Annotated in this window: 14 protein-coding genes and 1 pseudogene; 9 read left to right on the top strand and 6 right to left on the bottom strand. The window is 74.7% G+C overall.

The annotated features are described in order from the left end of the window. Nucleotides 1–35: 35 nt before the first annotated feature. Nucleotides 36–2,984 carry an FAD-binding and (Fe-S)-binding domain-containing protein gene (locus tag ACIBAD_RS02130; protein WP_398903768.1) on the bottom strand — a complete coding sequence of 983 codons (2,949 nt, stop codon included), beginning with the start codon at nucleotides 2,982–2,984 and terminating at the stop codon, nucleotides 36–38. Between the two features lie 66 nt (nucleotides 2,985–3,050). After that, nucleotides 3,051–3,512 (bottom strand): MarR family transcriptional regulator, encoded by a 462-nt coding sequence (locus ACIBAD_RS02125; protein ID WP_134068236.1) that lies wholly within the window; start codon nucleotides 3,510–3,512, stop codon nucleotides 3,051–3,053. A 112-nt stretch (nucleotides 3,513–3,624) separates the two neighbouring features. Here ACIBAD_RS02125 and ACIBAD_RS02120 point away from each other — a divergent pair, with 112 nt between their 5' ends. After that, on the top strand, nucleotides 3,625–5,481 hold the full coding sequence (locus ACIBAD_RS02120; protein ID WP_134068235.1) for an ABC transporter ATP-binding protein: 1,857 nt from the start codon (nucleotides 3,625–3,627) through the stop codon (nucleotides 5,479–5,481). 63 nt (nucleotides 5,482–5,544) lie between these two features. Further along, nucleotides 5,545–6,477 (top strand): endolytic transglycosylase MltG, encoded by a 933-nt coding sequence (mltG, locus tag ACIBAD_RS02115; protein ID WP_134068234.1) that lies wholly within the window; start codon nucleotides 5,545–5,547, stop codon nucleotides 6,475–6,477. Here the strand turns inward: mltG and ACIBAD_RS02110 are convergent. Then, on the bottom strand, nucleotides 6,474–7,610 hold the full coding sequence (locus ACIBAD_RS02110; RefSeq protein WP_134074089.1) for an FAD-dependent oxidoreductase: 1,137 nt from the start codon (nucleotides 7,608–7,610) through the stop codon (nucleotides 6,474–6,476). The two genes, mltG and ACIBAD_RS02110, sit on opposite strands and share 4 nt — an antisense overlap. 161 nt (nucleotides 7,611–7,771) lie before the next feature. On the opposite strand from ACIBAD_RS02110, the gene ACIBAD_RS02105 reads away from it, so the two are divergent. Next, a complete protein-coding gene (locus tag ACIBAD_RS02105; protein WP_398903764.1) occupies nucleotides 7,772–12,976 on the top strand; it encodes a caspase family protein in 5,205 nt (1,734 codons plus the stop codon). Next, nucleotides 12,973–13,830 carry a hypothetical protein gene (locus ACIBAD_RS02100; protein WP_134068232.1) on the top strand — a complete coding sequence of 286 codons (858 nt, stop codon included), beginning with the start codon at nucleotides 12,973–12,975 and terminating at the stop codon, nucleotides 13,828–13,830. The genes ACIBAD_RS02105 and ACIBAD_RS02100 overlap by 4 nt, the downstream gene beginning before the upstream one ends. Nucleotides 13,831–13,874: 44 nt before the next feature. Here ACIBAD_RS02100 and ACIBAD_RS02095 read toward each other — a convergent pair whose 3' ends face one another. Together ACIBAD_RS02095 and ACIBAD_RS02090 are read right to left on the bottom strand one after the other, a co-directional pair. Then, nucleotides 13,875–14,552: an HAD family phosphatase gene (locus ACIBAD_RS02095; RefSeq protein ID WP_134068231.1), complete on the bottom strand. Its 678-nt coding sequence runs from the start codon at nucleotides 14,550–14,552 to the stop codon at nucleotides 13,875–13,877. Nucleotides 14,553–14,598: 46 nt separating this feature from the next. After that, complete coding sequence (locus tag ACIBAD_RS02090) at nucleotides 14,599–15,078, bottom strand: Lrp/AsnC family transcriptional regulator (RefSeq protein WP_134068230.1); 480 nt, start codon at nucleotides 15,076–15,078, stop codon at nucleotides 14,599–14,601. Between the two features lie 132 nt (nucleotides 15,079–15,210). Between ACIBAD_RS02090 and ACIBAD_RS02085 the strand changes: the two genes are divergently transcribed. The 3 genes and pseudogenes from ACIBAD_RS02085 (at nucleotide 15,211) to ACIBAD_RS02075 (ending at nucleotide 19,370) form a co-directional block, all read left to right on the top strand. Next, nucleotides 15,211–16,845: an SDR family oxidoreductase gene (locus tag ACIBAD_RS02085; RefSeq protein WP_398903761.1), complete on the top strand. Its 1,635-nt coding sequence runs from the start codon at nucleotides 15,211–15,213 to the stop codon at nucleotides 16,843–16,845. Next, nucleotides 16,842–18,215, top strand: coding sequence for a cryptochrome/photolyase family protein (locus tag ACIBAD_RS02080; protein WP_398903759.1), 1,374 nt, complete (start codon nucleotides 16,842–16,844; stop codon nucleotides 18,213–18,215). Before ACIBAD_RS02085 ends, ACIBAD_RS02080 begins: the two co-directional genes overlap by 4 nt. A gap of 192 nt (nucleotides 18,216–18,407) precedes the next feature. Further along, nucleotides 18,408–19,370, top strand: a pseudogene (locus tag ACIBAD_RS02075) (MerR family transcriptional regulator). Here the strand turns inward: ACIBAD_RS02075 and ACIBAD_RS02070 are convergent. Continuing rightward, on the bottom strand, nucleotides 19,297–19,896 hold the full coding sequence (locus ACIBAD_RS02070) for an RNA polymerase sigma factor (protein WP_398903757.1): 600 nt from the start codon (nucleotides 19,894–19,896) through the stop codon (nucleotides 19,297–19,299). The pseudogene ACIBAD_RS02075 and the gene ACIBAD_RS02070 sit on opposite strands and share 74 nt — an antisense overlap. Before the next feature lie 256 nt (nucleotides 19,897–20,152). Here ACIBAD_RS02070 and ACIBAD_RS02065 point away from each other — a divergent pair, with 256 nt between their 5' ends. Both ACIBAD_RS02065 and ACIBAD_RS02060 read left to right on the top strand, forming a co-directional pair. Further along, nucleotides 20,153–20,746 carry a histidine phosphatase family protein gene (locus tag ACIBAD_RS02065; protein WP_134068226.1) on the top strand — a complete coding sequence of 198 codons (594 nt, stop codon included), beginning with the start codon at nucleotides 20,153–20,155 and terminating at the stop codon, nucleotides 20,744–20,746. A gap of 48 nt (nucleotides 20,747–20,794) precedes the next feature. Next, complete coding sequence (locus ACIBAD_RS02060) at nucleotides 20,795–22,942, top strand: FUSC family protein (RefSeq protein WP_398903754.1); 2,148 nt, start codon at nucleotides 20,795–20,797, stop codon at nucleotides 22,940–22,942.

Raw genomic sequence — 22,942 nt, 5'->3', positions numbered from 1 at the left:
GGGGTGTGCGGCGCACCGGGCCGCGGACCGCCGGCTCACGGGCGGGTCGCCCACTCCAGTTCCAGCAGCGCCGAGTGGTAACTGCGCCCGGTGGCCCGGTCCATGCCCACCTCGCACATCCGGTTGGCCGACAGATGCGCGTCGAACGGGCGCGGGGCCACCTCGGCCGCCTCGCGCTCCGTCGCCGAGGCCGTCAGTTCCGGATGCAGCATGCCCCGGTCGCCCGCGAAGGCACAGCAGCCCGCATCGTCCGGAACCACCACCTCCGCCGCACAGGCCTCGGCCACCGCCCGCAGCTGGGTCACGTCGCCCAAGTGGTGCATCGAGCAGGTCGGATGGAGCACGGCCGACCCCACCGTGCGCCGGACCTCCAGGTGCGGGAGCAGTTCGTCCGCCGCCCACACGACGGAGTCGACGACCGTCAGCTCCGCGTGCAGGGCCCGGTTGTCGTCCGTCAGGTACGGGACCACCTCGTGCGCGACGCCCAGCGTGCAGGAGGAGGCGTCGACCACCAGCGGCAGCCGCCCGCCGGCGGTCCAGCCCCAGGCGGCCTCCACGATCCGGTTGGCCATCACCCGGTTGCCGGCGTCGTAGCCCTTCGAGTGCCAGATCGTCGCGCAGCAGGTGCCCGCCACGTCGCCGGGGATCCACACCGGCTTCCCGGCCCGCTCCGACACCGCCACCACGGCCTCGGGCAACGAGGGGCCGGTCCGGCCCTTCGGGCCGCCGAAGATCCGGTTCACACAGGCCGGGTAGTACACGGCTGCCGCGCCCACCCTCTCGGTCCGGGGCGGCTTCCCGGCGGCGGCGCCGGGCAGCTGCGGCAGCCACTGCGGAACCAGGTCGGGGCGTACGGCCTTGCGCGCGACCCCGGTGACGGCCCCCAGCAGCCGGTCGCCGGCCCGGGCACCCATCAGGCCGACCACCTTGTCGGCGGCGGCCAGGGCCAGCCGGGCGGAGCCCTCCACGGCCTTGAACCGCTGCGCGGCGAGCTCGGCGGCGCGCTCCTCGCGCGGGCTGTGCCGGCGGTGGCGGAAGTCCCGCATCAGCGCGCCCGTGTCGATGCCGACGGGGCAGGCCAGCTTGCAGGTGGAGTCACCCGCGCAGGTGTCCACGGCGTCGTAGCCGTAGGAGTCGAGGAGTCCGTCCAGCACCTGTGAGCCGGGCTGCTGGCGCATCATCTCCCGGCGCAGCACGATCCGTTGGCGCGGCGTGGTCGTCAGGCCCTCGCTGGGGCAGGTCGGTTCGCAGAAACCGCACTCGATGCAGGGGTCGGCCACCGCCTCCACCCGGGGGATCGTCTTCAGCCCGCGCAGATGGGCCGCCGGGTCGCGGTCGAGGAGGATGCGCGGGGCGAGCAGCCCGTCCGGGTCGACGACCCGCTTCGTCCGCCACATCAGCTCGGTGGCCTTGCGCCCCCACTCCAGTTCCAGGAAGGGGGCCATGTTGCGGCCGGTGGAGTGCTCGGCCTTCAGCGAGCCGTCGAACCGCTCGACCGTCAGCCGGCAGAAGGCCTCCATGAACGCCGCGTACCGCTCGACGTCCGCGGGCTTCGCCGCGTCGAAGGCGAGCAGGAAGTGCAGGTTGCCGTGGGCCGCGTGGCCGGCGACGGCCGCGTCGAAGCCGTGCTCGGCCTGGAGCGTGAGGAGCGCCTCGCAGGCCTCGGCCAGCCGGGAGGGCGGCACCGCGAAGTCCTCGGTGATCAGGGTGGTGCCGGGGGCGCGGGCTCCGCCGACGGCGGTGACGAAGGCCCTGCGGGCCTTCCAGTACCCGTTGACCGTCTTCGCGTCGCGGGTGAACGCGTTGGTGATCGAGGCCGCCGGAGCGACCAGGTCCAGGCCCGCGAGGACCTCGGCGGCGCGGCGTTCGTACTCCGCGCGGCCCGCCTCGTCCGGGGCGCGGAACTCCACCAGCAGTGCGGTGGTGTCCTTCGGCAGCCCGGCCCAGTCGGCGGGCACGCCCTCGACGTTGACCGAGGCGCGCAGGGTGTTGCCGTCCATCACCTCCACGGCGCGGGCGCCCGCCTCGTTGAACAGCGGTACGGCGGCCGCCGCGGCGGGCAGCGAGGGGAAGAAGAGCAGCGCGCTGGTGAGCTCGCGGTCCAGCGGCACGGTGTCGAAGACGACCTCGGCGATGAAGCCGAGCGTGCCCTCCGAGCCGACCATCAGGCCGCGCAGGATCTCGACGGGGGTGGCGCCGTCCAGGTAGGCGTCGAGGCGGTAGCCGGTGGTGTTCTTGATCTCGTACTTGGTCCGGATCCGCGCGACGAGCTCCGGATCGGCCTCGATCTCGCGCTTGATCTCCAGCAGCCCGCGGCACAGCGCCGGTTCCGCGCGCGCCAGCTCCTCGTCCGCCTGTGGATCGGCGGTGTCCACGACGGTCCCGCCGGGCAGCACGAAGGTGAGCGAGGAGAGGGTGCGGTACGAGTTCCTCGTGGTCCCCGCCGTCATGCCGGACGCGTTGTTGGCGACGACCCCGCCGAGCGTGCAGGCGATGGCGCTCGCCGGGTCGGGGCCGAGGACACGGCCGTGCCGCGCGAGGGCGGCATTGGCCCGCGCCACGGTGGTGCCGGGCCGGATCCGGGCGCGGCGGCCCTCCTCCAGCACCTCGATTCCGGCCCAGTGGCGGCGTACGTCGACCAGGACGTCCTCGCCCTGGGCCTGGCCGTTCAGCGAGGTCCCGGCGGCGCGGAAGACGACCTCGCGCCCGCGGCCGTGCGCGTACGAGAGGACCGCGGACACGTCGTCGACGTCCTCGGCGACCACCACCACCTGCGGCACGAACCGGTACGGCGAGGCGTCGGAGGCGTAGCGGACCAGGTCGGAGATCTTCCAGAGCACCTTCTCGGCGCCCAGCAGCTCCGTCAGCTCGGTGCGCAGCGGCTCCGGGGTGCCGGCGGCGCGGTGGTCGGGGACCCGGTCGGGGGCGGGGCCCCCGATGCCGTGCGGCCGCAGGGCTCCGGGCCTCGGTTCCAGCAGCGGCATGCGCGACCCCTTGCCTACTCGTTCGGCCCAATCCGCGGAACCCTCTGCGGCACCGGGACGGCCCTCTCAGCAGCCGTGCTCCGTCGGGGCGTCCGTCAGAGCGTTCAGCAGGCCGCCGAGCACCTCGCGCTGCTCGGCGGTCAACGGAGCCAGGATCTCCTCTGCCGCGTCGGTTCGCGCGTTGCGCAGCCGGCGCAGCGTGGCGCGGCCCGTGTCGGTCAGCTCGATCCTTATGACCCGCCGGTTCGCCGGATCGGGCGCGCGGCGCACGCATTCGGCGGCCTCCAGGCCGTCCACCAGCGTGGTCACCGCGCGGGGCACGACTTCCAGACGGGCGGCGAGGTCCGCCATGCGGGGCGGCCGGTCGCCGTCGTAATGCGAGACGAGGCGCAGCAGCCGGCTCTGGGCGGGGGTGATGCCGAGCGGTTCCAGGTGGTGCTTCTGGATCCGGTGGAGCCGGCGGGTCAGCCGCAGCAGCTGCTCGGCGAGCACGCCGTCCGTGCTGTCGGTTTCGGAAGCGGTCCTCATACTGGGAAACAGTACCAGGACCACATTCATTGTGAGCATAGGTAACAATGAGCTATGCTCATTCGAGTCTCGCAAGTCTCGTACACAGCCAGGTCCCGCCAGAAGGAGGCCCATGCGCCCCGAAGAGCCGAAATGGATCCCATCGAAAGAAGCCCTCGACCCCAACCGCCCCGCCCCGGCGGAGCGGCCGCGCGAGCTGCGCCGGATCGTGGGCCTGTTCCGCCCCTACCGCGGCCGCCTCGCCGTCGTGGGGCTGCTCGTCTGCGCCTCCTCCCTGGTAGCGGTGGCCTCTCCGTTCCTGCTGAAGGAGATCCTGGACGTCGCCATCCCGCAGGGGCGCACCGGGCTGCTGAGCCTGCTCGCGTTCGGCATGATCCTCATCGCCGTCGTCACCAGCGTCTTCGGCGTGCTCCAGACCCTGATCTCCACCACCGTCGGCCAGCGCGTCATGCACGACCTGCGCACCGCGGTGTACGCCCAGCTCCAGCGGATGCCGCTGGCCTTCTTCACCCGCACCCGGACCGGCGAGGTGCAGTCCCGCATAGCCAACGACATCGGCGGCATGCAGGCGACCGTCACCTCCACCGCCACCTCCCTCGTCTCCAACCTGACGGCCGTGATCGCCTCCATCGTCGCGATGCTCGCGCTCGACTGGCGGCTCACCCTCGTCTCGCTGCTCCTGCTGCCCCTGTTCGTGTGGATCAGCCGGCGCGTGGGCCGCGAACGCAAGAAGATCACCCTGCAGCGACAGAAGCAGATGGCCGCCATGGCGGCGACGGTCACCGAGTCGCTGTCGGTGAGCGGCATCCTGCTCGGCCGCACCATGGGCCGCGCGGACTCGCTGACCCGGTCCTTCTCCGACGAGTCCGAGAAGCTCGTCGGTCTTGAGGTGCGCTCCAGCATGGCCGGGCGCTGGCGGATGTCGACCATCGGCATCGTCATGGCCGCCATGCCCGCGCTGATCTACTGGGCCGCCGGCATAGCCCTCCAGTCGGGCGCCCCCTCGCTGTCGGTCGGCACCCTCGTCGCCTTCGTCACGCTCCAGCAGGGCCTGTTCCGGCCTGCCGTGAGCCTCCTGTCGACCGGCGTGCAGATCCAGACCTCGCTCGCCCTGTTCGGCCGCATCTTCGAGTACCTCGACCTGCCGGTGGACATCACCGAGCGCGCGGACGCGGTACGGCTGGACCGTGCCAGGGGCGAGGTCCGGCTGGAGGACGTGCACTTCGCGTACGACGCCAAGCACGGCCCCACGCTGACGGGGATCGACATCACCGTCCCGGCCGGCGGCTCGCTCGCCGTGGTCGGCCCGACCGGCTCCGGCAAGAGCACGCTGAGCTACCTCGTGCCCCGGCTCTACGACGTGACCGGCGGCCGGGTCGCCCTCGACGGGGTGGACGTCCGCGATCTCGACTTCGACTCGCTGGCCCGCTCCATCGGCGTGGTCTCCCAGGAGACCTACCTCTTCCACGCCTCGGTCGCCGACAACCTCCGCTTCGCCAAGCCGGACGCCACCGACGAGGAGATAGCCGAGGCGGCCCGCGCGGCCCAGATCCACGAGCACATCGAATCCCTGCCCGACGGGTACGACACCCTGGTCGGCGAGCGCGGCTACCGCTTCTCCGGAGGCGAGAAGCAGCGCCTCGCCATCGCCCGCACCATCCTGCGCGACCCGCCGGTGCTCATCCTCGACGAGGCCACCAGCGCGCTCGACACCCGCACCGAGCATGCCGTGCAGCGGGCCATCGACAACCTCTCCCAAGGCCGCACCACGATCACCATCGCGCACCGGCTCTCCACCGTCCGCGACGCCGACCAGATCGTCGTCCTGGACAAGGGCCGCATCGCCGAACGCGGTACGCACGAGGAACTGCTGCAGGCGGGCGGCCGGTACGCGGCCCTGGTCCGGCGGGACCGGGAAGCCGCGCTCGTGCCGGAGAAGGTCGCACAACCCGCACCGGTAAACGTGTGATCGTATGACCGGGGTGCGGGTGTGGTGCCGGGAATGTGCCGTTTCGCGGGTTAGCGTGCCCGCATGCGCCATGAGTACCAGCCGCCACGGCGTCGCTCCCGGCTTACTCGGCGGGGCCGTCTGGCGCTCTTCCTCGGCATGCTGCTCGCCATCGGTGCGGCCGCTCTGCTCCCACTGCTGCGGAGCACGCAAGCCCCCGAGGAGCCGCGCCAGTTGACCATCCCGGAGGGCTGGCGGGCACCGCAGGTGTACGCCGCGATCGACCGCGCGCTGAAGCTCCCGGCCGGATCCACCAAGGCGGCGGTCCCCACGGCGGGACTGGCCCTGCCCCCGGAGGCGAAGGGCAACCCGGAGGGCTTCCTGTTCCCGGCGACGTATCCGGTGACCTCCGACTCCACGCCGGCCGCCCTGCTCGCGTACATGGTGGACACGGCCAACCGGAAGCTGGCGACCAGGGCCGTCGCCGACGGCTCCAAGGCGCACGGCATGACCCCGTACCAGACGGCCACGCTCGCCAGCATCATCGAGGCGGAAGCCGAATCCCGCAGCGACCGGGGCAAGGTCGCGCGGGTGGTGCACAACCGGCTGGCGCGGTCGATGCCCCTCCAGATGGACTCCACCATCAACTACGCGCTGGGCCGCAGCACGGTGGACACCAAGCTGAGCGAGACGCGGATCGACAGCCCCTTCAACACCTACGAGCGCCAGGGGCTCCCGCCGACGCCGATCGACAGCCCGGGCCTTGAGGCCATGGCCGCGGCCGTCGCGCCGACGCCCGGCGACTGGCTGTTCTTCGTCACCGTGAAGCCGGGCGACACCCGCTTCTCGGCGACGTACGAGGAGCACGAGAAGCACGTCGCCGAGTTCAACCGGATCCGGGCCGGTGCCGGTGCCGGTGCCGGTGCGAGCGCGGGGCCGGGGACGGGGACGGCGCCGGGACCGGGGACCCGCGAGGCCGCCGCCGGGCACGTCCGGGCGGGCTCCCGCGCCGGTTAGGCCGTCCAGGCGGAGCGGACGGCGGCCGGTTCGACAGTGTCGTCCGGTTCGACGGGGTCCTCCGTACGGTCCGTGTCGTCCGTGCCGCGGGCCAGCAGGCGGCGTATCTCGCGGACCGCGGCGCCGCCGGCGCGGTTGGCGCCGATCGTCGACGCCGACGGGCCGTAGCCGACCAGGTGGATCCGCTCGTCACGGACCGCGCGCGTGCCCTCGACGCGGATCCCGCCACCGGGCTCGCGCAGGTGCAGCGGGGCCAGGTGCTCGATGGCGGCCCGGAAGCCGGTGGCCCACAGGATCACATCGGCCTCCACCCGCCGCCCGTCCGCCCAGGCGACCCCCGTCGCCGTGATCCGCTCGAACACCGGCCGTCGCTCCAGCACCCCCGAGGCCAGCCCCGCCCGGACCGCCTCGTTCAGCGGGAGCCCGGTCACGCTCACCACGCTCTGCGGCGGCAGCCCCCGGCGCACCCGCTCGTCGACCAGGGCCACCGCGGCCCGGCCCTCGGCCTCACCGAAACCCCCGTCGCGGAAGACCGGGGGCCGGCGGGTCACCCAGGTGGTCTCCGCCGCCACCTCGGCGATCTCCAGCAGGTGCTGCACCGCCGAGGTGCCGCCGCCCACCACGACGACCCGGGCCCCGGTGAACTCCTGGGGGCCCGGATAGTTCGCGGTGTGCAGCTGGCGGCCCCGGAAGGCCTCCTGGCCCGGGTAGCGCGGCCAGAACGGCCGGTCCCAGGTCCCGGTCGCGTTGACCAGCGCCCGCGCGGTCCAGATCCCGGCCGGCGACTCCACCCGCAGCCGCCCGTCGCCCCCGTCCCGTACCGCCGTGACGTCCACGGGCCGCCGCACGCGCAGCCCGAACCGCTCCTCGTACGCCGCGAAGTACTCCCCGATCACCGCCGAGGACGGCCGCAGCGGGTCGGCGTCCGTGAGCTCCATGCCGGGCAGCGCGTGCATCCCGTGCACCTTGCCGTACGTCAGCGAGGGCCAGCGGAACTGCCACGCGCCGCCGGGCCGCGGTGCGTGGTCGAGCACCACGTACCCGATCCCGGCCCGGGCCAGGTGGTACGCACTGGACAGCCCCGCCTGGCCGCCCCCGACGACCACCACGTCGACGTCCGCCGCATCCCGCATGAAATCGTTCACGGTTCTACCAACTCGGGGACCCGGCGGGATCTTCCCGACCGCCCGATGGCCCTGCGCGAGCGCGGAGCGCTCGCTAAGGTCGGGGGACGTCAGGGGCGACTGCGGCGAGCGGCGGGGGCGGCTGGGTGGGGCGACGATTCTTCATCGGCATGGGCAGCGGCAGGTACCTGCACCTTCCCCCCGGGGAGCAACTCGCCTCCGTCCCGTCCGACATCCGTGACGTGTCGGCGCTCTTCGCGTCCTTCGGCTACGACGCGGTCCTCTCCGGACTCGGCGAGTACGACGGAGCCGAACAGCTGCGCCAGAAGCTCCGCCACTGGTCCGCAGACACCGGCCTCACGGGTGAGGACGTCGTCGTGGTCTACTTCGCGGGCCACGGCGCCGTCGAGGAGCGCGACCGGCACTACCTGCTCTGCTGGGACTCGCAGGAAGCCGACCTCGCCGCCACGGCCCTGGCCACCGAGGACCTCGTCCGCATCCTGTGCAAGGGCGGCCTGCGCCACCTGCTGCTGATCCTCGACACCTGTTCCGCCGGTGCGGGCAGCGCGGACGCCTCCGCCGTCGCGCTCCAGAGCATCGTGTACCGGGGCTCGGCCTCCGACGCCTCCGCCGGCCTCTGGTTCCTCGCCTCGGCCCGCCGCAAGGACGTCGCCGACGACGGGGCCTTCGCGACCGCGCTCGGCGACGCGATCACGACCACCACCGAACGCACCGGGCAGCGCCAGCAGTACCTCGACCTGACCGAGCTCGTGAAGGCCGTCAACGAACGCTTCGAGGCCGACGGCCGCGGCCAGCGCGCCGAACTGGCCAGCGGCCTGGTCACCGGCCTCGCCCCCTTCCTCGCCAACTCCGGCTACCGCGAGGAGTTACCGCCGCTCGGCACCGATCTGGAGGTCCAGCGCCGCGTCGTCGCCCGCGACCTCACCGAGCATTTCGGCCCCCGCTCGCGCGGCGTGGAGTTCGAGTCCGAGCAGGGCCTCTACTTCAGCGGCCGGGTGAGCGTGCTGTCCGAGCTGGTGGGCTGGCTGACCGCCGCCGACGGCGACTGCCGGGGCCGGGTCGTCACCGGCAGCCCGGGATGCGGCAAGTCCGCCGTCCTCGGCCGGATCGTCGCCCTCTCCGACCCGGCGTACCGGGCCCGGCTGGACCTCACGGGCGGGGATCCGCGCACCGTCGTCCCCGAGGGCTGTGTCACCGCCGCCGTGCACGCCCGCCACAAACGCCTCGAAGAGATCGTGGACCGGATCGCCGCGGCGCTCGGCACCGAGGCCGACGGCGCGGCCGCCCTGCTGCAGGAACTCACGCGGCGGGGGCGCCAGGGGCCGCCGCTGATCATCGTCGTCGACGCCGTGGACGAGGCCGGATCCGACACCGCGGCGGACGCCGGCGGCCACGGCGAACCCCGCCGGATCACGCGCGAGCTGCTGCGCCCGATGTCGGAGATCCAGGGGGTGCGCCTCCTCGTCGGCACCCGGCACGAGCTGGTCACCCCGCTCGGACCCACCTTCGTCTGCCTGGACCTGGACCGCGAGGAGTACCGGGCCGGGCACGAGGACGTCACCGGGTACGTGGCCCGCGTGCTGCTCGCCGCCGAGGAGGCCGACGTACGCACCCCCTACCGCGGCCGTCCCGAACTGGCCCGCGCGGTGGCGCGCGGCGTGGCCGACAAGGCCGCCGGCGTGTACCTGTACGCCCGCACCACCGCCCGTACGCTGCGCTCCGACGAGACCGCCGTCGACATCACGAAGCCGGGCTGGGCCGAGGCGCTGCCCAGCGAGGTCGGCGAGGCCTTCGACGACTACCTGGCCCGCTTCGGCCCCGACGAGCCGCGGGTCCGGCGGATGCTGCTGGCGCTGGCCTTCTCCGAGGGCAAGGGGCTGCCCCGCGGCCGGGTGTGGACCGCGCTGAGTTCGGTGATCTCCGGGGTGCCCTGCGAGGAACAGGACGTCAGCTGGCTGCTCGACGTCGCCGAGGCCTACATCGCGGAGGTCGTGGACGACGACCGGCGCTCGGTGTACCGGCTGTACCACAAGGCCCTGGCCGAGCACCTGCGCGCCACCGCGGACCGGCCGCCCGCCGAGATCCAGCAGTCGGTGGTGGACGCCCTGAGGTCGCTGGTCCCCGGGGCGGCCGAGGGGCGTCCGGACTGGTTCGCCGCGGTGGCCTACGTACGCCAGCACCTGGCCACGCACGCCGCCGAGGCGGGGCGGCTGGCCGAACTGGTCGAGGACCCCGGCTTCCTGCTGGCCGGCGAACCCCTGTCGCTGCTGCGCGCGTTCGCCACCATCGAGGGGGAGGGGGCCCGCCGGATCCGGGGCGCGTACGAACAGGTGGCCCACCGGCTCACTGCCGACCGCCCGCTCGGTGAACGCGCGGCCGACCTCCAGCTTTCCGCCCGGCGTTGCGGGGCGGACCGGCTCGCCGACCAGGTCGAGGAGCTCGCCGTCATGCGGCCCTGGTCGGCGCGCTGGGCCTGGTGGTCGATGAGCGGGGTCCACCGGCTGCTGGCCGGGCACACCCGTACGGTGGTCTGCGTGGCGGTGGGCCTCCTCGACGGCCGCCCCATCGCCGTCACCGGGAGCGTGGACCGTACGGCCCTCGTCTGGGACCTCCAGGCGCAGCGCCGGATCGGGGACCCGCTGCCGGTCGGGATCGCGGTGAGCGCGATCGCCATCGGCGAACTGGGCGACTACACGGTGGCGTTGACGGGAGGTGACGACGGGGTCGTCCGCGTCTGGGACCTTTCGGCCGGCCAGGAGTACGGTGCGCCGCTCACGGGCCACACCAACCGCGTCGAGTCGATCGTGGTCGGCACGGTGCGCGGGCACCCGGTGGTGCTCACAGCGAGCGCGGACGGCACCGCGCGAGTCTGGGACCTGGTCGAACGCCGCCAGCTCGGCCGCGACCTCAGCGCCCACCGGCGTTCCGTGCGCGCCGCCGACCTGGGCGAGCTCGACGGCCGCCCCATCGCCGTCACCGGCGGCGAGGACAAGGCCGTCCACGTGTGGGACCTCTCCGGCATCCTCGACGGCGGCGACGCCCGCCTCGACGGCAGCCCGCTGATCGGCCCCGCCATGGCGGTCACGGCGGTGTGCGCGACGGAGCTGGACGGCCGGACCGTGGCGCTGGTCGGCGACGAGGCGGGCATGCTCAGCCGCTGGGACCTCGCCGAGCGCCGCCAGATCGGTGAGCCTGTCATGGCACACGTCCACATCACCCGCAGCGGGGTGTTCTCGGCTTCGGTCGGCGTACTCGGGGGCAGGCCGGTGGCGTTGACCAGCGGCACGCGCAGCGCCCGCGTGTGGGACCTGCGCACCCTGCAACCGCTCGCCCACCAGCTGCGCGGCCACGTGGAGGACATCAGGGGGGCGGCGCTGGCCCACCACGGCGAGGCCGCGCTCGCCGTCACGGTCGGCGACGACCGGACGGCCCGGATCTGGGACCTGACGGCGGACCAGCCACCGGAGGGCCACACCCGGCCCGTCTGCGCCACCGCCTTCTGTGCGGGACCCGGCCGGCCCTTGGCCGTCACGGGGAGCGAGGACGGCACGGCCCGGGTCTGGGACCTGCACACCCGTGAGCAGCTCGGCGCCCCGATGGAGGGCCACACGGGGCAGGTCACGGCGGTGGCCTGCGAGATGGTCCACGCCCGCCCGAGGGTGGCCACGGGCGGTTCCGACACCACCGTCCGCCTGTGGGACCCGCTGCGCGGTCCCGGCGCGGGCCTGGTGTTGGCCGGGCACACCAACGCGGTGCGCTGCCTGGCCTTCGGAGAGCTGGACGGCAGGTCGGTCGTGGTCAGCGGGAGCGAGGACGGCACCGCCCGGGTCTGGGACGCCGCTACCGGTACGCCCGTGGGCCTCCCGCTGGCCGGTCACGTGGGCGGGATCCGGCGCCTGTCCGTGCGCCGCGCGGGGCGGGGGATGGAGATCGTGCTCTCCACCTCCCTGGGCCACGCCTACCTGTGGCAGCTCACGGGTGACGGGTCCGCTCCGGCCGCCCGGCGGCGGGCCCACTTCGAGGTCATGGACCTGACGCTGTCCGCCCGGATCGTGGGGGTGGCCTTCCACCGCTCGCGCGCCGTCGTCCTGGCCTCGCTCGCGGGGAACAACGTGCACGTCCACGACGTGGCCGACGGGAAGCCGGTGGCGGGACCCTTCCGCGGCCACACCGGATTCGTGGTGGCGGGCGCCCTCGGGCAGATCGGGGGCGCTCCGGTCCTCGCCACCAGCGGCCTCGACAACGCGGTGCGGATCTGGAACGTGGAGACGGGAGAGCCCCTCGGACCGCCCCTGGACGTGTTCTGCTCGCGCGGCCCCCTCGGCGCCGACACCCCTCCGGTCTTCGGCCGTGCGGACGGGGTGCCCGTCGTCATCACCGCCGGCTCCCTGGACGTGCGGGTCTGGGACCTCGCCGCCCTGCACCCGATCGGAGAGCCGCTGTGCGGAGTGGAACAGACCCTGGTGTCCGCCGACATCGTCCCCGGTGAGCCGGGCGGCCGCGACCTCGTCGTGACGGGAGGGCTCGACGGCGCCGTCCGCATGCACGACCTGGCGGACGGCCGGCAGGTGGCGCCGCAGCTCACGTTCGAGACGCTGGCCCTCAGCCATGTCGCCGCGGCCCGCCTGGGCGGGGACACCGTGGTGGTGCGGAGCAGCTGGATGTACACCGACGTGTGGACGCTGGAGCCGCGCCGTCGGGTGGTGAAGCGGCCCGGCACCTCGTTCCGGGCCGAAACGTACGCGCTGGGCGACCGTCCGATCGTGGTCTCGGTCTCCGACGACTACGCCCTGCACGCCTGGGACCTGGGGACCCAGTCGCCGCTCGGCGTCCCCATGACCGGCCACACCTCCCACATCGCCGGGCTGCGGACCGCTCTCGTCGGCGGGACGCACACCGTCGCCAGCTGCTCCTACGACGGGACCGTCCGGCTCTGGGACCTGGAGACGGGACGCCCGCTCGCCGAACCGCTCGGCGGCCACGAGCTCGGCGCCACCGGACTCGAACTGGCCCGGGCGGCGGGTGAGGACCTCGTGGTCACCGGAGCGGGGGACGGCAGCCTCCGCGTCCACGCGCGCGCGGGCGGCGGCTGGCGGTTGCGCACCGAGCTGGCGCCGTTCTCCTCCGCGGTCGGCGCCATCCGCGTCATGGACGTCCGAGGCGTCGACACGCTCATCGCCGCCGACCAGCACGGTCTGATGCGGGTCTGGGACATGGGCCGCCCGGGCCTCTGGACGACGGAGATCCACATCGGCAGCGGCATCAACGGGTTCGCCGTCGACCCCGCGGGACGCGTCTGCGTCGCCACCGACATGGGCGTCGTCGCCCTCAGCCTGACGGAGGTCCGCCCGTGAGCCGTATCGTCCTCGTCCACGGCATCGCCCAGGAGGTCCTGGGCCCCGAGACCCTGCTCACCGAGTGGTGCCCCGCGCTCGCCGACGGCCTCACCCTCGCCGGGCACCCGGGCGTCCCCCGCGAGGACGTCTCGATGGCCTTCTACGGAGACCTCTTCCGACCCGCCGGCCACCGCGGCCTCGGTACCCCCGAGCTCGACGCGGGCGACGTCGAGGACGGGATCGAGCGCGAACTCCTGCTCCGGTGGTGGGAGCACGCCGCCACCCTGGAGACCCGGGTCTCCGGACCGGGCGACCGCACGCGGCTGCGCACCCCCCACCTGGTCCAGCGGGCCCTGGACGCGCTCAGCCACTCCGCCTTCTTCGCCGGGATCGGCGAACGCCTGATGATCGGCGCCGTCCGCCAGGTCCGGCGGTACTTCACCGAGCCCGAGCTGCGCGGTGAGATCCAGGGGCGGCTCGCCGCGGCCGTCACCGACCGGACCGAGGTGGTCGTCGCGCACTCCCTCGGCTCGGTCGTCGCGTACGAGACCCTGTGCGCGGGCCCGGACCGCCCGGGCCTGTCGCTGGTGACCCTGGGATCCCCGCTCGGCGTACGGAACCTGATCTTCGACCGGCTCCGGCCGGAGCCGGTCGAAGGGCTGGGCCGCTGGCCCGCGCCCGTGCGGCAGTGGATCAACGTCGCCGACCGGGGCGACGTCGTGGCGCTGGCCAAGGAGCTCGGGCCGCGCTTCGGGGAGCGCGTGCGGGACCTGTCCATCCACAACGGGGCTCGGGCGCACGACGTACGGCCCTACCTGACGGCGGCGCCGACCGGCCGGGCGATCGCCGGAGCTCTGACCGGGCCGGGGTGAGTGCGGCGGGGTGGCCGCGGCGGGGTGACGCCGACCGGGGCGGTTCAGGCGGCCGGGTGCTCGCAGAGCCACTCGTAGGCCGCTTCCGCGCTGAAAGCGGGCTGCCCGCCGCGGAAGAGCAGGCCGGCCCCGGCGAACGCCGGGTCGGCGGCGGTGGCCGGCACGTACGGGACCGCCACGCAGGCCATGCCGGCCGCGTGGGCGGCCTGTGCCCCCGGCGCCGCGTCCTCGACGACCACGCAGTCGGCGGGGTCCGCGCCGAGGCGCCGGGCCGCCTCCAGGAAGACATCGGGGGCGGGCTTGCCGTGCGCCACCTCCTCGGCGGAGACCACCGTGGTCAGCAGCGCGTCCAGGCCCGTCCCCGCCAGCACGGCGTCGATCGCCTCGCGCGAAGACCCGGACGCCACCGCCATCGGGACCCCGTCCGCGTGCAACCGCTCCACGAACTTCCGCATCTCGGGGAAGGACTCGGTCCCCGCCCGGGCCAGCTCCAGGTAGGCGGCGTTCTGCTCGGCCAGCAGCTGCTCCACCGGAGCCTGGATCCCGTAACGGTCCCTGAGGAGCTCCAGCGTCTCCAGGGTGCCGATGCCGATGAAGCGCGCGTGCTGCTCCCAGGTGAAATCGCGGACCCCGTGCCGCGCCAGGGTGCGGCGCCCGGACTCGTAGTAGTTCGGTTCGCTGTCCACGAGGGTGCCGTCGAGATCGAATATGACGGAGATCATCCGCTCTGCCCGTCCTGCCGGTTGCGTACCTGTCCCGTCCATCCTGTCAGGATGTGCGCGCCGCCCGACCCACGGACTCCACCAGCGGCAGCAGGCGGTGCGCGACGCGCTCGCGCAGCGCCACCTCCGTACGGGTGCGGACCACGCCCGGCAGCCGGATCAGCCGCTGGATCACGTCCTCCAGATGCGCGTTGTCCCGGGCTGCCACGCGGGTCAGCAGGTCCCCGCCGCCGGTGATCGAAAAGGCCTCGATGATCTCGGGTACGGCGGCCAGGGCGTCGCCCACCTCGTCCAGGTGCCCCTGGGTGACCTCGATGTGCACGAACGCCAGCACCGGATGCCCGAGTGCGGCGGGGGAGAGGAAGGGACCCGTTCCGGTGATCACCCCGGTGCGTTCCAGCCGGTCCAGCCGGGCCTGCAGGGTGCCGCGCGCGACCCCGAGGATCCGGGCGTACTCGCGGACGCTGGTGCGCGGCTGTTCGATCAGCAGACGCAGGATCCGGGTGTCGAGCTCGTCCACCGCCATGCCGTGACTGTACCAATGGCCCAGTGCGGTGCGTCTTCCGTCGACTGCGGCCGAGGCGCATCCGCGGGGACCGGTCTGCGGGAACCCCCTACGAGACTGCCGGTCCGACACCTACGAGGAGCGGAGAGAGCGATGAAGGCCACCACCGGTCTGCACTGCCTGGTCACCGGGGCCACCGGATACATCGGGGGCCGCCTCGTGCCCGAGCTCCTCGGCGCCGGACACCGCGTCCGGTGCCTGGCCCGGTCCCCCGAGAAGCTGCGCGACCACCCGTGGGCCGGGAGCACCGAGATCGTCCGCGGCGACGTCGTCGACGCCGAGTCGGTCGCGGCGGCCCTGCGCGGGATCGACGTCGCCTACTACCTCGTCCACGCCCTCGGCGCCGGATCCGGATTCGAGGACCGCGACCGCACCGCCGCCCGCATCTTCGCGGAACAGGCCCGCGCGGCCGGTGTCCGCCGCATCGTCTACCTCGGGGGGCTCACCCCGGCCGGGATCCCGGTCAGCGACCTGTCCCCGCACCTGCGCTCCCGCGCCGAGGTCGGCGAGATCCTCCTCGGCTCGGGGGTGCCGACCACCGTCCTGCGCGCCGCCGTCATCATCGGCTCCGGCTCGGCCTCCTTCGAAATGCTGCGGTACCTGACCGAACGGCTCCCCGTGATGGTCACCCCCAGCTGGGTCGGCACCCGCGTCCAGCCCATCGCGGTCCGCGACGTCCTGCGCTACCTCGTCGGGAGCGCCGCCATGCCGCCCGAGGTCAGCCGCGCCTTCGACATCGGCGGCCCCGACGTGCTCACGTACGAGCAGATGATGCGCCGCTACGCCGCCGTCGCAGCCCTGCCCCACCGGCTCATCCTGCGCGTCCCGATGCTGACCCCGCGGCTGTCCAGCCACTGGATCGGCCTGGTCACGCCCGTCCCGCCGGCCCTGGCCCGGCCGCTCGCCGAATCCCTGCGCCACGAGGTCGTGTGCGCGGAACACGACATCGCGCGGTACGTCCCCGATCCGCCCGGCACCCCCATCGGCATCGACCGGGCCATGTCCCTGGCCCTGCGACGGGTGCGCGAGGCGAACGTGACCACCCGCTGGTCCTCCGCCTCCCTGCCCGGCGCACCCAGCGACCCGCTGCCGACCGACCCCGACTGGGCGGGCGGCAGCCTCTACACCGACCGGCGCGAACGCCCGGTCGACGCCTCGCCCGCCGCGCTGTGGCGGGTGGTGGAGGGCATCGGCGGGGAGAACGGCTGGTACTCGTTCCCGCTGGCCTGGGCCGTACGGGGCTGGCTCGACCGGCTCGTCGGCGGTGTCGGCATCCGGCGCGGCCGACGCGACGCGGCCCATCTGCGGGTGGGGGACTCCCTGGACTTCTGGCGGGTGGAGGAGATCGAACCGGGCCGCCTGCTGAGGCTGCGCGCGGAGATGCGGCTGCCGGGGCTGGCCTGGCTGGAGATGTACGCGGAGCCGGCCGCGCCGCCGGGCCGGGACCCGGGCGGTGCGGTCCGGGGCGCCCGGTACCGGCAGCGGGCCCTGTTCCATCCGCACGGGCTGCTCGGCCACCTCTACTGGTGGGGCGTGTCGCCCTTCCACGCCCTCGTCTTCGGCGGCATGGCCCGCAACATCGCCCGCGCCGCGCGCCGCCTGGACGAGGAGGCCGCCGCGACCCGTGGCCCCGCATCCGACGGTCCCGCATCCGACCGGCCCCTGTCCGCCGAAGTACCGGACGACAGCCGTCCCCACGGTCCCGACGCGGAGCGAGAGAACCCATGAACGTCGCGGTGGTCCTGTACACCTCCGACCTGCGCCTGCACGACCACCCGCCGCTGCGCGCGGCCCTGTCCTCCTGTGACCGGGTGGTGCCGCTCTTCGTCCAAGACCGTGCCGTGGACGCGGCCGGCTTCGCCGCGCCCAACCGGCTCGCCTTCCTCGCCGACTGCCTGGCCGACCTCGACGCCGGACTGCGCGAGCGCGGCGGCCGCCTGGTGCTGCGTTCCGGCGACGCCGTCGCCGAAGTCCGCGCCCTCGTCCGGGAGTGCGACGCCGACGAGGTCCACATGGCGGCCGGGGTCAGCGGCTACGCCCACGCCCGGGAGGAGCGGCTCCGCGCCGCCCTCGAAGCCGAGGGCGTGCGGCTCTACGTGCACGAGGCGGTGGTCACGGTCGCCGCCCCGGGGGCCGTGCTCCCCGCCGGCTCCGACCACTTCGCCGTGTTCACCCCGTACTTCCGCCGCTGGTCCGAACTGCCGCCCCGCGCCGTCGCCCCCGCGCCGCGCTCCGTCCGCGTGCCCGACGGCATCGGCTCGGACCCGCTGCCGCGGCGCGCGGACGTCACCGGGGTCTCCCCGGGCCTGGCCCGCGGCGGCGAGCGCGAGGCGCGCGACCTGCTCAGGCGCTGGATGCGGGCGGGCCTCTCCCGCTACGCCGACTCCCACGACGACCTGGCCGGTGACGCCACCTCCCGGATCTCCCCGCACCTGCACTTCGGCACGCTCTCGGCCACCGAGGCCGTCCACCGCGCCCGCGCCGCCGCCGACCCCGGCGCCGAGGCCTTCGTCCGGCAGATCTGCTGGCGGGACTTCCACCACCAAGTGCTCGCCGCCCGCCCGGAGACCGCCGTACGGGACTACCGCGACCGCCGCGACCACTGGCGCACCGGGGCCGCTGCCGAGGAGGAGACCGAGGCCTGGAAGGAGGGTCGCACCGGCTACCCGGTGGTCGACGCGGCCATGCGCCAGCTCCGCCACGAGGGCTGGATGCACAACCGGGGCCGGCTCCTCACCGCCAGCTTCCTCACCAAGACCCTGTACGTGGACTGGCGGATCGGCGCCCGGTACTTCCTGGACCTCCTGGTGGACGGGGACCTCGCCAACAACCAGCTCAACTGGCAGTGGGTGGCCGGGACGGGCACCGACACCCGGCCCAACCGCGTCCTCAACCCGGTGCGCCAGGGCCTGCGTTACGACCCGGCGGGCCGCTTCGTGCACCGCTGGGTACCGGAGCTCGCCGGGCTGGACGCACCGAGGGTGCACGAGCCCTGGCGGCTGCCCGCGGCCGAGCGGGCCCGGTACGCCTACCCGGACCGGATCGTCGAACTCGCCGACGGACTCGACCGGTTCCGCAGCGGACGGGGAGCGCAGTGAACGGCGGGCCCGGCCCGGGAGCCCTATCGTGAGCGGGTGGACCGCGTCCCCCAGACACCACCGCCGCCCCGGACACCACCGCCGCCCCGGACACCATCCGAGCCTCAGTCCCGGACGCCATCCGAGCCCCAGTCCCGGACACCATCCGAGCCCCAGTCCCGGACGCCACCGCATCCCCGGCCCGCCGCCGCCCTGAGCACCGGCGCGGTCGCCCGCCGCCTCGGGGTCTCGCCGACGACGCTGCGCTCCTGGGAGCGCCGGTAGGCGATCGGCCCGGCCCGCCGCGAGCCCGGCAGGCACCGCCGCTGGACCCCGGGGGACATCGCCCGGCTGGAGCTGATGTGCCGGCTCACCGCCGACGGGGTGCCGCCGGCCGAGGCGGCCCGCGCCGCGCTCGGCGGGGCCCCCGGAGCACCCCGCGCCCAGGCGCCGTCGACCGCTCCCGGCGGGCCCGACGTCCTCCCGCTCGGCGCGGTCCGTCCGGAGTGCCGGGGCCTCTCGCGGGCCGCCGTACGCCTGGACGCGCCGACGGTGGCGGAACTGCTGGAGGCGGCCTTGGCCGAGGACGGCCTCGTCACGGCCTGGGAGCAGGTCATCGCGCCGACCCTGCACGCCGTGGGCCGCAAATGGGCCACCGCCGGGGAGCGCTACGTGGAGGTCGAACACCTGCTGTCCTGGCAGATCTCCGCGGCACTGCACCGGATCCGGCCCCTGCCCGAGCCGCCCCGGACCCCGCCGGTACTCCTCGCCTGCGCCCCCGGAGAGCAGCACAGCCTGCCCATCGAGGCCCTGACCGCGGCTCTGGGCCAGCGGGGCGTGCCCGCCCGGATGTTCGGGGCCGCCCTGCCCGCCGGTGCCCTGCACGACGCCGTGCGGCGCACCGGCCCGCGGACCGTCGTCCTGTGGGCGCACTCCCGTACGACCGCCGACCCGGCCCTGGCCCGGTCGGTGGCGGGCATCGAGTGGGGACTGCGCGGTGCCCGGGCCCGTCCGGCGCTGCTGCTCGCCGGACCCGGGTGGGGCGCGGACACGAGGGCGCCGTGCGCCGAGCGGCTGCACGGGCTGCGCTCGGGCCTCGCGCTCATCGAGTCGCTCGCGCCGCCTCGGGCAGCGACCGGCCGAGCCGGTGGAGAGCCCTTCGCATATGGCTCTTGACGGTGCCCAGGGGCAGCCCGGTGCGCTCCGCGATCTGCGCCTGCGTCAGGTCCGCGTAGAAGGCGAGGTGCAGTACCCGCCGCTGCTCGGAGGACAGCCTGGACAGCTCCCCGAGGAGCAGCACCCGGTCCAGTACCTGCTCCGCCTCGGGCCGCGCCGGGGCGCCGGGCCGCTCGGCCGCACCGCGGGAGGCGCGCGCGGCGGCCGCGGCCGCCCGGGCCCGCCGGGTCCGCGCCTCCAGAGCGTCGGCCACCTTGTGGCGGGTGATGCCGGTGATCCAGGCGCCGAGACCGCCCGGGCCCGGCCGGTAGCGGCGCCGGCCGTGCCAGACGGCGAGGAACACCTGCTGGGTGACGTCCTCGGCCTCCCGCTCGTCGCCCAGGCCCCGGTGGGCGAGCGACTGCACCAGCGGCCGCCAGCGCCGGTAGACGGCCTCCATGCACCGCTCGTCACCCGCCGCGAAACCCGCCGCGAAACCCGCCGCGAAACCCGCCGCGACGCACTCCTCGCGCTCGCTCTCGTCCATGGTCCGAGCCTCACGGGCAGGTGCCGGGAGGACCACTCGCAGCGTTTGCGCATCGATTTCCCGACCGGCGTGGTCGGCAGCCCGGGCACGGCCAGCGCCGCCCGAGCGCCTCCGACGCGTCTTCGGACCGGGCCCCGCACCCCACCCCGAGGGCGAAGGAGGCGCAACGAGCGGGGGCTCACGTCCATGACCCCCGGCAGTGACATGCCGTACGAACCCTCCGGCGCCGACACGCCGGAGGGATATGGTCCGGAGAATGAGCGACCTGTTGCTGGTGAGACACGGTGAGACGGCCTGGAGCGCCAACGGGCGCCACACCGGGCGGACCGACATCCCGCTGAGCGCCGCCGGCGTGGAGGAGGCCGTCTCACTGGCCCCGTACTTCCGCGACCGGCACTTCGCCCAGGTGTTGACCAGCCCGCTGCGCCGGGCCGTCGCCACGGCCGAACTCGCCGGACTGGGCGGCGGCGTCACCGACCCCGACCTGTACGAATGGGACTACGGCGGCTACGAGGGCATCACCACGGCGGAGATCAAGCAGACCCGGCCGCACTGGTCCCTGTGGACCGACGGCGTCCCGCCCGGCGACACCGAACACCCCGGCGAGAACGCCGCCCAGGTCGGCGCCCGCGCGGACCGCGCACTGGCCCGGGCGGCCAAGGTCCTCGCCGAGGACCGCGGCGATGTCGTCCTCGTCGCCCACGGCCACTTCCTGCGCGTCCTGACCGCCCGCTACCTGGGCCTGCCCCCGCAGGACGGCCGGCTCTTCCTGCTGCGCACCGGCACGGTCAGCCTCCTGTCCACCGAACACGGCCTCCCGGTGATCGCGGGCTGGAACACCCACCCCTGAGTCCCGCGTCCCCAGGTCGCACGGCCGTCCACGTGGGATTCTGAGAACGTGCGAGCCCTTGGGGAACTCGAACGGGAACTCCGGACGGGCACCGGCCCGGTGCCGGCGGCCGCACGCCGGGCCGTCCGGACCACATGCGCCGCCTGCACCGGCTTCTTCGTGCTCCTGTACGCATTCGACCGGCCCGTCGCCGCCACCTACGCGCTCTTCTCCGCCGTCTCCCTGGCCGGGCTCGCCCGGATCCCCGGCACAGGACGGCAGCGCGCCGCCGTGATGGCCAGGCTGCTCCCGGTGGCCTGCTTCCTGGTGATCGTGGGCACCTTCCTCGCCGTACGGACCTGGAGCGCCGTCCTCGGCATGGCGGTGGTCGGCTTCTGCGTGGCCTTCTCGTCGGCGGCCGGACCCCGGCCGGCCGGCGCCGCGCCCGGGCTTCAACTGCTCTACATCCTGCCGAGTTTCCCGCCGTACCTCCCGCACACCCTCGGCGAGCGGCTGGTCGGCACCCTCACCGGCCTCCTGCTGCTGATCCTCGCCGAGGCCTGGATCCTGCCCGACCCCCGCCCCGCCACCTACGCGGAGCGGGCCGCCGGCGCCGCCGCCGAGGCGGCCCGGTGCGCGGCCGCGCTGGGGCAGCCGCCCCACGTACTGGCCGCTCCGGCTGCCGACCGGGCCCGCGCGGCAGCCGAGGCGCTGCGCTCCTCCCGCGTCCCCGAGGCGGAACGGCCCGCCGGTCCCGGCCTGCGCGAGCGGGCCATGGCCCACACCGGGCTGGCCGCCCGCACCCTGCTCTCCCGGCTGCGGAACCTGCCCGCACCGCCGGCCGGGCGGGAGCCGAGACAGGCCGGTCTCGACCTCCTCGGCGCCGTCCGGGAGTCGGCGACCGGGACCTCCACCCTGCTCCGCGACGGGCGCCCGCCCACGACGGACTCGGCGGAACTGCTGCGCCTGCGCGCGCGGAACGCCCGTACCCCGGCCGACCTGCCCGAGTCCCGGCGCCGGCAGGCCGCGCTGCTGGAGGTCGCGGACGCGGCCGTGGCGCTGCGGACGGCAGCGGAGATCGCCGTGGAGGGGCGCGGGGCGCACCCGGACGCGGACGCTGCGGACCGGTTCTGGTACGTCCGGCAGAGCACCCCCCGCCTCTGGTGGCACCGGCTCGCCGCGCACACGGGGCCGCGCTCCGTGCACTTCCAGAACGCCGTACGGATCGCGCTGGCCCTCGCCGTGGCCCGCACCGTGGCCGGGCTCGACTCCCTCCCGCACGGCTTCTGGGCCATGCTCGCGGTCATCAGCCTCACCCGGACCACCGCCGTGCAGACCCGGGGCACCGTGCGCAGCGCGCTGATCGGCACCTGCGTGGGCGCGCTCGCCGCCGGCACGGTCCTCGCACTGGCCGGCGAGCAGACCACCGTGTACGCGATCGTGCTCGCGCCGCTGATGCTGTTCACGTTCACCCTCGGGCCCGTACGGGGCGTGGGCTGGGCGCAGGCCCTGTTCACGCTGGTCGTCGCCGTCGTCTTCGCCCAGCTCTCCGCGGTCACCTGGCAACTGGCCGAGGTCCGCTTCCTGGACGTGCTCATCGGCAGCGCGATCGGGATCGTGTGCGGGCTGCTCGCCTGGCCGCGTGGAGCCCAGGAAGAACTCGGCCGGGCCGTGGCCGGGCTGCTGCGCGCCTGCGCCGACGACGTCGAGTCGACCACCGCCGTCGTCACGGCGCCCGGGCGGCTCACGGACTCCCCCGGGGACGAGGAGCACCGGGTCCGGCTCACGCTGACGATGGCGGAGTCGGCGTACGCCCAGTACCAGACCGAGACGCAGCGCCCGCCGGGGCCCGGCGCCGACTGGCAGGCCGCGGTGATGACCGGGCACCACGTGCTCTGGGGCGGCGGGCGGGTGCTGGGCAGCGCCGACGGGACACCGCTCGAGCGCAGCGAGGCGGCGGGACTGCGGGAGTACGCGGCCCGGGTGGCGGCCGGGCTGCGCCGCGCGGCGGCGGCCGCCGACGGCCCGCGCCAGACCCGGCAGGGCCCACCGGGCGGCACCGAAGCCCTCCTTCCGGGCACACTGCCCGCACCCACCGACGCGGCGCCGCCCGACGCCGGGCCCGCGTACTTCGCCACGACGGCCTGGCTCGACTCCCTGACGTCGGACCTCCGGACCATCGCGTCGGGCCGCGCCGCGGTCCGGTCCCCGGGGTGA

The organism is Streptomyces sp. NPDC051109 (assembly GCF_044455885.1).
Classification (GTDB): domain Bacteria; phylum Actinomycetota; class Actinomycetes; order Streptomycetales; family Streptomycetaceae; genus Streptomyces.
This window is presented reverse-complemented; position numbering and strand designations above follow the sequence as displayed.

Bases quoted from the DNA above. Each gene is read 5' to 3' on its own strand.
- ACIBAD_RS02110 (WP_134074089.1), bottom strand. From the start codon at position 7,610: ATGCGGGATGCGGCGGACGTCGACGTGGTGGTCGTCGGGGGCGGCCAG.
- ACIBAD_RS02105 (WP_398903764.1), top strand. From the start codon at position 7,772: ATGGGCAGCGGCAGGTACCTGCACCTTCCCCCCGGGGAGCAACTCGCC.
- ACIBAD_RS02090 (WP_134068230.1), bottom strand. From the start codon at position 15,078: ATGGCGGTGGACGAGCTCGACACCCGGATCCTGCGTCTGCTGATCGAA.
- mltG (WP_134068234.1), top strand. From the start codon at position 5,545: ATGCGCCATGAGTACCAGCCGCCACGGCGTCGCTCCCGGCTTACTCGG.
- ACIBAD_RS02080 (WP_398903759.1), top strand. From the start codon at position 16,842: ATGAACGTCGCGGTGGTCCTGTACACCTCCGACCTGCGCCTGCACGAC.
- ACIBAD_RS02095 (WP_134068231.1), bottom strand. From the start codon at position 14,552: ATGATCTCCGTCATATTCGATCTCGACGGCACCCTCGTGGACAGCGAA.
- ACIBAD_RS02085 (WP_398903761.1), top strand. From the start codon at position 15,211: ATGAAGGCCACCACCGGTCTGCACTGCCTGGTCACCGGGGCCACCGGA.
- ACIBAD_RS02070 (WP_398903757.1), bottom strand. From the start codon at position 19,896: ATGGACGAGAGCGAGCGCGAGGAGTGCGTCGCGGCGGGTTTCGCGGCG.
- ACIBAD_RS02125 (WP_134068236.1), bottom strand. From the start codon at position 3,512: ATGAGGACCGCTTCCGAAACCGACAGCACGGACGGCGTGCTCGCCGAG.
- ACIBAD_RS02130 (WP_398903768.1), bottom strand. From the start codon at position 2,984: ATGCCGCTGCTGGAACCGAGGCCCGGAGCCCTGCGGCCGCACGGCATC.
- ACIBAD_RS02120 (WP_134068235.1), top strand. From the start codon at position 3,625: ATGCGCCCCGAAGAGCCGAAATGGATCCCATCGAAAGAAGCCCTCGAC.
- ACIBAD_RS02065 (WP_134068226.1), top strand. From the start codon at position 20,153: ATGAGCGACCTGTTGCTGGTGAGACACGGTGAGACGGCCTGGAGCGCC.